Annotated in this window: 14 protein-coding genes and 1 tRNA gene; 13 read left to right on the top strand and 2 right to left on the bottom strand. The window is 44.8% G+C overall.

Translation table 11 applies throughout. From position 1 onward, the window contains the following. Positions 1 to 236: 236 nt before the first annotated feature. The 8 genes from QT974_RS22255 (at position 237) to QT974_RS22220 (ending at position 6,320) form a co-directional block, all read left to right on the top strand. Positions 237 to 437 (top strand): radical SAM protein, encoded by a 201-nt coding sequence (locus tag QT974_RS22255; RefSeq protein WP_333470598.1) that lies wholly within the window; start codon positions 237 to 239, stop codon positions 435 to 437. A 137-nt stretch (positions 438 to 574) separates the two neighbouring features. Then, positions 575 to 775, top strand: coding sequence for a hypothetical protein (locus tag QT974_RS22250; protein WP_333470597.1), 201 nt, complete (start codon positions 575 to 577; stop codon positions 773 to 775). Between the two features lie 375 nt (positions 776 to 1,150). Further along, a tRNA-OTHER gene (locus QT974_RS22245) sits at positions 1,151 to 1,217 on the top strand. A gap of 945 nt (positions 1,218 to 2,162) precedes the next feature. Next, positions 2,163 to 2,744, top strand: coding sequence for a hypothetical protein (locus tag QT974_RS22240; RefSeq protein ID WP_333470596.1), 582 nt, complete (start codon positions 2,163 to 2,165; stop codon positions 2,742 to 2,744). Positions 2,745 to 2,871: 127 nt separating this feature from the next. After that, complete coding sequence (locus QT974_RS22235; protein WP_333470595.1) at positions 2,872 to 3,357, top strand: hypothetical protein; 486 nt, start codon at positions 2,872 to 2,874, stop codon at positions 3,355 to 3,357. A gap of 268 nt (positions 3,358 to 3,625) precedes the next feature. Further along, complete coding sequence (locus QT974_RS22230; protein WP_333470594.1) at positions 3,626 to 5,065, top strand: hypothetical protein; 1,440 nt, start codon at positions 3,626 to 3,628, stop codon at positions 5,063 to 5,065. Positions 5,066 to 5,283: 218 nt separating this feature from the next. Beyond that, a complete protein-coding gene (locus QT974_RS22225) occupies positions 5,284 to 5,742 on the top strand; it encodes a DIP1984 family protein (protein WP_333470593.1) in 459 nt (152 codons plus the stop codon). Positions 5,743 to 5,984: 242 nt separating this feature from the next. Then, entirely contained in the window at positions 5,985 to 6,320 is a 336-nt protein-coding gene (locus QT974_RS22220; RefSeq protein ID WP_333470592.1) for a type II toxin-antitoxin system Phd/YefM family antitoxin, read from the top strand. Positions 6,321 to 6,439: 119 nt separating this feature from the next. Here QT974_RS22220 and QT974_RS22215 read toward each other — a convergent pair whose 3' ends face one another. Continuing rightward, positions 6,440 to 6,751, bottom strand: a complete 312-nt coding sequence (locus QT974_RS22215) for a DUF433 domain-containing protein (protein WP_333470591.1) — start codon at positions 6,749 to 6,751, stop codon at positions 6,440 to 6,442. 360 nt (positions 6,752 to 7,111) lie between these two features. On the opposite strand from QT974_RS22215, the gene QT974_RS22210 reads away from it, so the two are divergent. Beyond that, a complete protein-coding gene (locus tag QT974_RS22210) occupies positions 7,112 to 7,453 on the top strand; it encodes a hypothetical protein (RefSeq protein ID WP_333470590.1) in 342 nt (113 codons plus the stop codon). A 186-nt stretch (positions 7,454 to 7,639) separates the two neighbouring features. Here QT974_RS22210 and QT974_RS22205 read toward each other — a convergent pair whose 3' ends face one another. Beyond that, positions 7,640 to 8,032 (bottom strand): DUF4189 domain-containing protein, encoded by a 393-nt coding sequence (locus QT974_RS22205; protein WP_333470589.1) that lies wholly within the window; start codon positions 8,030 to 8,032, stop codon positions 7,640 to 7,642. 297 nt (positions 8,033 to 8,329) lie between these two features. Between QT974_RS22205 and QT974_RS22200 the strand changes: the two genes are divergently transcribed. From QT974_RS22200 to QT974_RS22185, 4 genes are all read left to right on the top strand, one after another. After that, positions 8,330 to 9,157 (top strand): hypothetical protein, encoded by an 828-nt coding sequence (locus tag QT974_RS22200; RefSeq protein ID WP_333470588.1) that lies wholly within the window; start codon positions 8,330 to 8,332, stop codon positions 9,155 to 9,157. Between the two features lie 95 nt (positions 9,158 to 9,252). Next, the gene (locus tag QT974_RS22195) at positions 9,253 to 9,891 is read left to right on the top strand and encodes a HesA/MoeB/ThiF family protein (protein ID WP_333470587.1); all 639 of its coding nucleotides are present in this window, start codon (positions 9,253 to 9,255) and stop codon (positions 9,889 to 9,891) included. 251 nt (positions 9,892 to 10,142) lie between these two features. Then, positions 10,143 to 10,505 carry a peptidoglycan-binding domain-containing protein gene (locus tag QT974_RS22190; protein WP_333470586.1) on the top strand — a complete coding sequence of 121 codons (363 nt, stop codon included), beginning with the start codon at positions 10,143 to 10,145 and terminating at the stop codon, positions 10,503 to 10,505. A gap of 144 nt (positions 10,506 to 10,649) precedes the next feature. Beyond that, the gene (locus QT974_RS22185; protein ID WP_333470585.1) at positions 10,650 to 11,216 is read left to right on the top strand and encodes a DUF924 family protein; all 567 of its coding nucleotides are present in this window, start codon (positions 10,650 to 10,652) and stop codon (positions 11,214 to 11,216) included. Positions 11,217 to 11,484 lie beyond the last annotated feature (268 nt).

Here is an 11,484-nt window from a genome sequence, read left to right as displayed (position 1 = left end):
GGCGCTCTTAATATATATATGAAAGAGCGCCCAAGGGCAACTACGTACCTGTATCTAAAAAACTTTTCCTACCCCCTTGACACTCTTGTAGTATGTATGTAGTATAGACATATGGAAAGCGCAGGAGAGCCAAAAACCTGTATTTTCCGTACCACATCTGAACCTTGACAACTAAATAGCGTTCGAGATTTCAAGGAACATCAATTTGAAAGTCTTGCAATACAGACTTAATTGTCATGTTGTTACTTTTCACGAGACTGTTCAGTTACAGACTGACTCGACCAGAGTCAGATATTGTAAGTGAACAGCCGAATTTCAACGAATCTCAGGCGGATGCAGAACAGCACAGTTGCGATCGAGTGCGATCGCTCCAAAAGACTGAAGAAATCCGCCATCTCAAACAAGCTTACCATTTAGAGCGGCGTTTGTTTATGTAAAAATTGTCGTGTTAGCGCTGATGCTAATGCTGGCAATTTTTACCGACTAACGCCACAACTAAAGAGCATAACAGCTACTAATCCCAAATCTAAAATCCAAAATCTAAAATCTAAAATCGCTTAAGGAGGTAACAGTTATGGTTCACATTCGTTTTGAAGGACGTTCCTATGATGTGGCAGAAAACCAACTGGGTATCGCGGCAGGAATGAGCGACAAAACAATTCAGGAACGTCTGGCCAATCATTTTGATGTCAAGAGCGATCGCTTCGACTCTTACGTGCTCGATCGCCGTCCCAGCGGTGATTTAATTGTCCGCCCAGAAGCAGTTTACGGCTAGGAATTTACTTTTATTCCGCGCCCTAATTCGAGAAGCATACAAACATTAAGGTTCTAGCTCTGAAAAGATTGCGGGTTCAAGTCCCGCTGAAGGCTTCGGCTTTTATGGTGAAATGGTAAACACGCTAGAAGTTGTCAAAAGCTTTTCCAACTTGCGCGGAATAAAAAATTATCGGTTGTCGGGGGCGCACCCCAACTAAAGAAGCTTACAAACTGGTAACGTTCGACTTAAAATCGAATCGTAGGTTCGATTCCTACCTCGCCGCGAGGCGTAAAAAACAAAGCTTCTCTGACTCGTGCGCCGCCTCTCATACCTTAAGTTTTTATATCTGTAACGCGGTTAAAAGTTCCACTTCGCGCCCTCACAAAGGAAGCTTACATACTAGCTCATGGTAGAGCATTTCTTTTTAAAGAAACGGTCGCGGGTTCAACTCCTGCGTATGAACAACGGCTTTCTTAACTTGCGCGAAGTGACTTTTTTATCACAACATTTTGATTCAACCTTCTTCATGAGAAAGGTTTGATCGTTCGGACTTCAGTCCTTCTTTTTCTGCGGACTAAAGTCCGAACGATCAAACCTTATGAAAAATAAGGGAAAATATCCCTTTGGTATTTTCAGTTTCGCGCCCTAACATCTAAAGCGCATACACACAATTCTACCAATTGGTCACAGGTTCAAATCCTGTCAGTCCCGTTCAAGGGGCTGTAGCTCAGGGGTAGAGCAATCGGTATGTTAAACCGCTTTTCCAACTTGCGCGGAACTTCCAATTTTTGAACAACTGAATTCCTTGTTACAAACGAAACACTTCGCGCCCTAACTGATGAAGCTTACACACTTTAGTAAATATAACTGCCCTAAGGTACCGATATTCGAGCGATCGAATTAGGGAAGCATTCCGAGTCTCTAGTTCTAGATGAGGTTTGCGCGTCCACTGCTAGGTAAAACTGGTAAGAACGGCTGTGAATAAAGCTTTTTCGACTTGCGCGAAGTGTTTTAAATTTTGTCAAATTTTACAGAAATTGCTCGCGAATGGCTAGAAACCGGGTTTATTACCAGAAAGAATTGGTTGAAAGCCCGCCCGTCCGATCGGGAGAAATTAAAATCAGACTATTCATTACTCCAATCCTCTTTTTTCTAGGTAGAGGTCGCTCTTAAACTGTCAACTGTCAACTGTCAACTGTCAACTGTTGAAGCATCTTTTTCAGTGCAGTCCGTAGATTGGGCAAACAAACCTGTTTCTTTGTCAAAACTTCATCCATGACAGGGATAATTTAATTTAGAATTTTCAATTGCTATGAGCGAACATCGATTAGATAGAATCGTCATTGAAAGGCCTCGCGGTGGGTTGAGAAGCAGTTTGAAAAAGGTGAAAGGAAACAAGAAATTTTTGAATAGACTTACTGAGGTAGCCTGGACAGATGGACTGTTGAGTCCTTATCTACTCAAACTGAGAAACAAAAGCAAATATTTTTCTGATTGTCTGGGGCCTTTATCTCGCTGGCTGCGGAGCAAAGTAGGACAAGATTGGGATAATATCTACCACGAACTGTGTCAAATTCTTGATATAACTACGCTGTCTGGAAAACATATTCTCTCCCATGTTTGGGGTTATGTGGAAAGAGATGCTGTGTTGGTTGATGGAATTGTTTACAATCGCCAGTATCGGCGTCAACTTGGTTCTTGGAAAGAGGAACTTTACGTTCACCCTGAGACGCGGATACTCTGCTTAGCAAACAAGATACGAAAATTACCTCCGAAAAAGCCTGATGATTTTCTCAAGATTGATGATTACCATCATTATCAAAAGCTAGATGGCATTTGGTATCTTTTCGAGCTAGCCGATCGGGAAGAATTGGAGGTAATTCATCAATATTACTCCCGTGTCAAAACATGGAAGTATACTGCGAGCAAACGTCAGTGCAACAAGAAGCAAATTAAGTTCATCGCGGAACAACTCAGTAAAAGTTAAAAGACATGAGTCGGCGGTTAAAACCGAGACTACATACGAAGTCAAAAGACATGAGTCGGCGGTTGAAACCGATCCTACACATACGAAGTCCGCCTCCGCGGACTAAGCAATTGATTGGGTATTAGCTATGAGCAAAAAACTTGCAATTTACCGATCGCCCTACGAGATAGATACCCTCCTCCACGCCTTCCAAGAATGCAGCCTCCCGCGCAGCGAGTGGACGCACGAAGCCCATTTAACCGTTGCTTTATGGTATTTTCTGTTGGGCGAATCGGACTCAGAGGCGATCGATGCGATTCGCAATGGCATCAAACATTACAACGCTGTGAATGGCATTGAAAGCACGTCAAACAGCGGGTATCACGAAACGCTAACGCTGTTTTGGGCGCAAACTGTGCGCGAGTATCTGGCTGATGAAGGCCGGAATCGCTCGATCGTACATTTAGCTAACGGTTTGATTGCAGAATATGCCGATCCCACTTTACCCTGGAACCACTACACCCGCGAGCACCTGATGTCTTGGGAAGCCCGAAATAATTGGGTTGAACCGGATTTAATGGCGATCGACTCCGAAACAGTCCGCCAGGGATTAAAATCCCTGGCTAATAGCTAAAGTCCTCGCTATGAGGACTAAAGATACAGTATTTTTTAGGTAAATAAGGTACTCCAGAAACCGAGTTTATTGAAGAAGCTCGATTTTTAGCGCTTTCCGATCTGTACTTGACAAACCTGCAATTAGGTACATTGTTAACTTTGTTTTTACACAGAAAATACATTTTCAAACACGCATTTTAGTCCTCTTCAGAGGACTTAAGCTTTGAGCTAGGGATTTCAATCCCTGGCGGACTAAGGCAATAGGTACAAAACATTAGGTGACACCAATGAATATGAATACAGCAGAGCGCGATTTACGTTTAGAAATGCTTAACAGTCTGCTCACCACACCTCACCGCCAACTGGAAAAGGTGACAGAAATTCACAAGTTAATTATCGAATTAGATCCGATTTTTTACGGTCATTTAGCCGTGTGGTATCAACGTCAGGGCGACGTGCGCGATCACAAAGAAGTTTTTGCCGGAAATTTGCTGACTTCGGCGCTGACAGAGCACCGAGACGCTGGGTTTATGATGTTACAAGAGTTCCCGCCCTACGAGGTTTCGCGGATTGTGGACTTTATGAAGCAGCACCAGAATAAGCTGCCTCGAAGTGCGCGCACTGCTGTCACTCGCTATCTGCGATCGCGCGAAAAGAATGCCCAGTTTTTCGATCGCGCCGCCATCCGCAACCGCAAGGCGATGAAGCACTTATACGCGACTCTGCACGTCAAGCCGAGCGATCGAGCTAATGCTATTCTATTTAAGGACAATCCGCCGGAAGACTCGCTGGCATTTGTTTTGAAGCAGTTAGCGAAGGCTGCGACTCCTGCGGAACAGGCGAATTTGATTGTTGAATACAAGATTCCCTATACGATCGCAGTTGGTGCGATCAAAATGCTTACGCCAACGGTGTTAGCAGCCCTGATTAACTCAATGTCGCCGCAGGAAGTCATCAACAACCTGAAATCGATTCAGTCTCGCGGCGCGATGGATCACCCCCAAGTCAAGCAGTTGATTGACTCGAAGTTGGATGAAGCCGCAAAGTGCGATCGAGTTTCTGCATACAAAGCGAGTGTTGCAGGCGATAGCGGAAACTTCGACGCAGCCACGGCGGCGAAGCTGGAAGCGGTGACTAACGAACAGGTGAAGAAGCGCGGCAAGATTGTTAAAGCCACCGGTTTGTTGGTTGACAAGTCGGGAAGTATGGAAAGTGCGATCGAAGTTGGTAAGCGTCTCGCTGCCATGATTTCCGGCATTTCCGAGGCTGCGCTGTTCGTCTACGCCTTTGACACGATGCCCTATCCAGTGCAAGCAAACGGCAGCGAATTGACCGATTGGGAGCGCGCATTCAATCACATTCGTGCAGGCGGCGGCACAAGTTGCGGTTGCGCGGTGGAAGCAATGCGGATTAAGAAGCAGGTGGTTGAGCAATTCATTATGGTAACAGATGAAGGCGAAAACTCTGCACCTTATTTTGCAGATGCTTATCAGAAATACTGCCACACTTTGGGCGTAATTCCTGATGTAGTGATTGTGCGAGTTGGCGCTTACTGCGAATATGTTGAAAAACAATTGAAGGACAAGCAAGTGTCGGTAGAAACGTTTACGTTTGCAGGTGATTATTACTCGCTGCCGAACTTGGTGCCGATGTTGTCTCGTCCTTCGCGGCTGGAATTGTTGATGGAGATTCTGGATACAACGCTGCCTGTGAGGGATGACAAGTAAATTGTAGCGTGCGCGCTGCGACCTTATTTCTTAGTCTCAAGCGGCTGTAATATCAAGTCGGAGCGCTCGGTTACGATCTAATTCCCGGTATTGTAGGGGCGGGTTCACAGACAATAATTGCCGATAATCGACAATCTCGTAAACCCGCCCCCACCCAACGGTAAATCGCAATCTACTTATATAGTTAAAATTTGCACGGCTCTGAAGGACAAGACATTATGAAACTAGCTGAAGCTTTAATTTTAAGAGCTGACTGTCAAAAAAGAATGGAACAACTGCGAGCCAGATTGATCAGAAGTGCTAAAGTACAGGAAGGAGAAGAACCTCCCGAAAATCCTCAAGCACTGATGAGCGAAATAGATGCAGGGGTGCAAGAACTGGAAGACTTAATTAAGAAAATTAACAAGACTAATTCGCTGACCACTCTGGAAGATGGAGTGACTTTATCGGATGCTTTAGCCAAGAGAGATGCTCTCGCGCTTAAGCGCGGCATCTACAATTCTGTAGTTGACGCAAGCGCTTTGAGGCAAGACCGCTATAGTCGATCGGAAGTCAAATTTTTCAGTACGATCGACGTTGGTGAAGTGCAAACGCAAATGGATCGAATGTCTAGACAGTATCGGGAGTTAGATACTAAAATACAGCAAGCAAACTGGAATACTGAACTTATCGATTGAGCAAGTTGGTAGCCAATGCAATAGAAGCGAGCACAACTCCACAACAGGATTAAGTTGGTCTCTGCCATGCTAAGTGGCTTAGATGAATGAGGGGTCATTCTAAAACCTCACAAATTAAGCCCAGTATTGTTACAAGCGTACAGGGAATTGTTAAAGTTACTACCGCGTGCTGGTCTATTGATATTGGTGAGGGTGGGTTAGGGGTTTCTTGCTCTATTGCCAAAAATATTTGGAATTCTAGTATGATGTCAACTGAGATTACATACATTGAAGCTAAAACTAATTTAGATAACCTCTGCACTAGGGCTGTTGAAAATGGGGAATTAATCGTCATTACCAGACATAATGGCAAAAATGCAGTTTTGATTTCTGAGGCCGAATTAGAAAGTTTGCTAGAAACGCTTTACTTACTGCGATCGCCCGCTAATGCAACTCGCTTGTTAACAGCACTGAAGCGAGCTAAATCAAGAGTAACTCAACCTCAGACGCTGGATGAAATTTGCACAAAATTTGGGCTTGACGAAGAGGCAGATGAACTAGAACCGTCAGAACAAGTTATGCTAGAGGGAATGCTTTAACATCACCGACATTTGGCAGAGATAGAATTAGAATTTTCCGAGTAGTGCGAGCATCGTCGCTCGCGATTATTTGTCGCGAGCAGCACTACTGTATAATTCCCATCTCACCGTATTTAAGATTACTCCCAAACATCTCCCTCAATATCCTCAAGCGGCAACTTTTCCCCGATTCTCAACTCTTCTTTAGTTTGTTCGATAATTTCCAGTAACTCAGGATTCGCGATGGATGAAACTAACTGCGAATCCGCAGCAGCCAAAGCAGCGCGCAGCTTGGGAGAAGTGAGTGCAGGATATTTCTCTAAAACTTGTTCTTCTGTCCATCCCGCCGCAAACAGCCCCAACAGGAATTCTACAGACAATCGAGTTTCTGGCGCTGGTGGTTGAATTGTTGAAGTTTTCGGGTTGGGATGAATGAGCTTTCGCCAGTCCATTGTTTTAGTTAAACGATTTGGGAAGACTTCGCCGATTATACTGCATTCGGACACAGTATAAATACGGGGAGTGTTTACTCACTCTGTAAATTGATACCGTCGGTCATTTCCCGATTTTGTGATTAAATTGTTATGACGATCGCAGTACGGCACTTTCTTATACACTAGACTGTTAGGATGCCGATCGGGCGATCTTCCTTTTTCATTTTGTCAGTTTCAATACCAAATCGCGTTAGCGAAGCCCGCTGCTACGGGGGCTACGCCAACGAAAAGGATCGCACGCCGATCTCCACCCACTCTCTAACCGACTGTGTAACCGACTGTGCAACCACAGTACAACTACTTTAACTTCTTAAAACTATGGGAAAAAAGTCGAAAGCCAAAAAATCCCTGGTCAAAAAATCCACTTTGCTGTCCCAGCGACTCCAAGAAGCTCTCGATCGAGGCAGTAAAGTTTGGATTAAAACAAATAATAGTAGTTTTGGCGGCATCCCGATTAATTTGTTCGGGGAGTTTGCTGAACTTTTGGTGATAGTTCCCCCTAACGAACACGGGGAAAATACCGATGCTTACGGACAAGTTACGTGGTTGATTCGACTTTCTGATATTATTGCACTCGCCTATCCTACTGAATACTGGTCTAAAGATAGATTAGAAAGTTTGCTGCCGCCGGATGCAGTTACCTCTGAAGTAGGAGATTAATTGGGTAAGGTGCGCCGTAAACACCCTACTGGTTTGTAGTGAGGACTTTAGTCCTTCTTGCTGCGGACTAAAGTCCTCACTACAAACTATGTTTATCGCGTAAATAAACAGACATAATATGGCTATTTTCTGAGCTATTTTACAAGAGAAAATATACACTGCTCAGACCAACTTCCATCAGTTCAATTACTTGTTGCAAGCTGAAAGCTGTATTTTACATTTGCCTCCTTCGAGTTCACTACAAGCAGCCAGAGCTTGAGCTTCTGCTGATGCTTTATCACCGCCCCAGCCTGCACCTGCTCCTCCTTTCCCTACTGATATAGCTCCACAATTATTAGTATTAGAAGTCAGCGGTGCGCAATCGTTAGCCCCACCACTTTGTTGATTGCAAGCCGCTACTGCCGCATCTAGTGCTTCTTTCTCTGTACCGTGATCCCAACTAATACCGGTGGCGTCAGAAGTCGGAGAATAAGCAGTAGCTCCATGAGTGTTCTCAGCTTTAGCTGCTTGGGCCGAGCCAAAAATAGGAAGTGTTAGACTTGTCACTAATACTAACTTAAAACAGAGTTTTTGCAGCATATTTACTCGATGTTTTTACAAGGTTTAATTAGAATGATTGTTCAATATTATATTCGGAATTTCCTTGATGTCAAGACTGTTGGTAAATGTTTATATTCGCTTAACTTCAATGCAGGTCGTGTAAAAATAAGTAAAATTACCAGAAAGAATTGGTTGAAAGCCTCTCACGAGTGAGGGAGAAATTAAAATCAGACTATTCATTACTCCAATCCTCTGCCTTAATGGCAGAGGTCACTCTTAAACTGTCAACTGTCAACTGTCAACTGTCAACTGTCAACTGTTGAAGGAGGTTACTTCATGGCAAATATCCGCAAAATTATCAGCCAACTCGCAGCCCAAGAAGGGGAACTGCTCGATACCCAATTCCTGGCACCCTGCGTGCGGGGGGGAAGGGTGCGAACAAGGATAGCTGGCATGATTTATACTTTTCAATTGCAGCAGCGCAAGTTTGAAGGATGGGCTATTTTTAAGCCAATTAATGATAAAATTGCTGCTGTGGTTGACGAACCCAGTTTGCCGCAAATGGCAGAATATTTGCAACTGCTGGTACCGATTCGCTTGCAATTAGCTCGCGTGCTGCAAGGGAACAGTTGGCTGGCTTATCCTGTTAACGAGTCTGATGCTAAACAGCGCCTGGGTTTTGCTAAACCTGTACCTGTACATTTAGTGAGTGAAGGCTCGCAGTTCGAGCAGATTGTGGCGCGCTGGGACGGTAATTGTTTGTGGTTTGAAGAGATTGACAGGCGCGCCGATCCGATGCTGTGTGAGGAGTTGAAAGCAGCTTTGAAAAAGTTGATTTTGCCTCAAGATGTTCGCTTTAAAGGGATGACGCCTGAAATGCGAACTGTTTATGAATTGGTGACTAGAAATATTCAAGATTTCGCTCCGAAAGTGCGCGACGAACAGCGCTTGCAGCGGGCGTTGAAGATGGGCGGCGGCGAGTTGCGAGATTTTAGCGATCGCGCTGATTATTGGCTAGTTGAATGGACTAGCAGCAGTGGAGAATATCATAGTTCGGCGATCGCCAAAAATGACTTAACAGTAATGAGTTCTGGCATTTGTCTCAGCGGCTTAGACAATGATTTCGACTTGCAGTCATTAGTCGGAGTAGTCGAAAATCGATAAAAATCATCAATCCTGACTAAGGTTCGCGAGAGGGGACAACACTTCTAACTGTCAACTGTCAACTGTCAACTGTCAACTGTCAACTGTCAACTGTCATGAGTATATTTTTTCACGAACAACTTTACAGAACTTCCGCAGTGATGTCGCTGGTAAAAAAATTCCCGGTAACGGTGTGCGGCGCGGGCGCTTTGGGTGCGAATATTGTAGAGAGTCTGGCGCGATCGGGCTTTTGTCAGTTAAAAGTCGTCGATCGCGATCGCATCGAAGAGCGCAACCTTTCCACTCAACCCTATTATCGATCGGACATCGGCGCCTTCAAAGCCAAAATTCTCGCCAACAACCTGTACCGCGCTTTGTCCGTCAGCATTGACGCGCACTCAAAGGAATTGACACCCGCCAATGTCGATCGACTGCTTGCCAACAGCGCCCTGGCGATCGATACTTTTGATAACAGCGTCGGGCGGCAAGCAGTCAAAGATTACTGTGCGATCGCCTCCATTCCCTGCGTGCACGTCGGATTAGCCGCCGATTACTCCGAAATAATTTGGAACCAACACTATCGGGTTCCGACCGCCGCCAATGATGACGTTTGCGATTACCCGCTAGCGAGAAACTTGGTAATGCTGACAGTTTCTGTTGCTTGCGAAGTAATTGTTACCTTTGCTGCAACCCAAGAGCAACAAAATTTAACTTGCACGATCGGAGATTTTGCAGTAAAGCCACTTATATTGTAAAATGTCTGTTGACTGTTGCCAGAAACCCGGTCGAGATTGGACGCCTCCATCCCAGACACCCGGTTTCTAACTCTCAAACAATTGTCAGTAGATTTTAGATTTTAGATTTTAGATTTACTCTCCGATTGCATCTGGGAGCTTGAACAAAAGTCTAAAATTTTGATATTGTCCACTCCTGGTGTCGGTGGCTTTTACCCGTTTATTGCGGGTCAAACTTGCAGAAAACGCTTAAGAAAATTAACAGGGAAAGTATGGTTGGATCGCAGACTTTTTATTATTTACTAGCAGTTCTCGGATTATTAGTTTTGACTGGCGCCAATGCAGCCACTTATTCTGGGGGCGGGGGCGACGCAGCTTGCCACACTAATGATTGTCACGAACCAGAAGTCCGTTACCATAAAAGGATTTTAAAACACGGATCGAGAGGGGAAGATGTGAGGAAACTGCAAAAATTGTTGAACGCCCGGGGTGTGTGTCCAGAACCGATCGCACTTGATGGCATATTCGGCCGGACAACCCTAGATGCAGTGAAAATATTTCAGCGGGAAGCAAAACTTCCTGTAGACGGAATTGTGGGAGGCAAAACTTGGGACAGACTGTTTGCTAGTTCGTAAATTTAAGTACCAGACAGCAAAATTTGTTCAGTCATCATTGCCAATGATTAATCGCTGCGGTTTGTAGTTGCGCATCAAGCCTATTTTGTGCAACTACAGACACAGAAGCTGCAATCCAATCATCCATCGCACACTACATTGCTAATGAATGAAGTTTTAGATTTTTGGTTTGGTCGATCCACCTCTCCTGAGTTTGGCAAAGTTCAAAAGAAGTGGTTTGAGAAAGATGCGGCTTTTGATACGGAAGTGCGATCGCGCTTTCTGACAGAATACGAACGAGCAGCATCCGGTAAACTCGACTTTTGGCAAAATTCCCCAGAAAACTGCCTAGCATTCATCATACTGCTCGATCAATTTCCGCGCAATATGTTTCGCGAAAATCCCCAAGCCTTCGCCACAGACAGCAAAGCTTTAGCCGCCGCCCAACACGCTGTAAACAATAACTTCGATCGCGAATTATTGACAGTACAAAAGTGGTTTATCTACCTGCCGTTTGAACACAGCGAAAACTTAGAACACCAGCAAAAATCTGTGCAATTATTTCGCCAACTGATCGGCGAACCTGACAGCGATTCAGTCATTGATTTTGCAGTGCGGCATTTTAAAATAATCGAGCGTTTTGGGAGATTTCCCCACCGCAATCAAATTCTCGGACGCGACACCACCCCGGAAGAAGCAGAGTTTCTCAAACAACCCGGATCGGGATTTTAAACCGCGCCAGCCCAATATTTATGATTACTCATATATAGCCTTGAGAGCGAAAAATCGGGTATGTATGTTCAACAGTTGACAGTTGACCTGGGACAGTTGACCCCCAGAGAGCGACCTCTACCTAGAAGGAAGAGGATTGGAGGAATGAATAGTCTGATTTTAATTGATCCCGCTCCGGCGGGCGGGCTTTCAACCAATTCTTTCTGGTAATGGATAATAGACTTGAATTGCATAAGTCTTCGATCGATACAGAAACCGCAGATGTCAG

Source organism: Microcoleus sp. BM001215392 (assembly GCF_036700185.1).
Classification (GTDB): domain Bacteria; phylum Cyanobacteriota; class Cyanobacteriia; order Cyanobacteriales; family Microcoleaceae; genus Microcoleus.
This window is presented reverse-complemented; position numbering and strand designations above follow the sequence as displayed.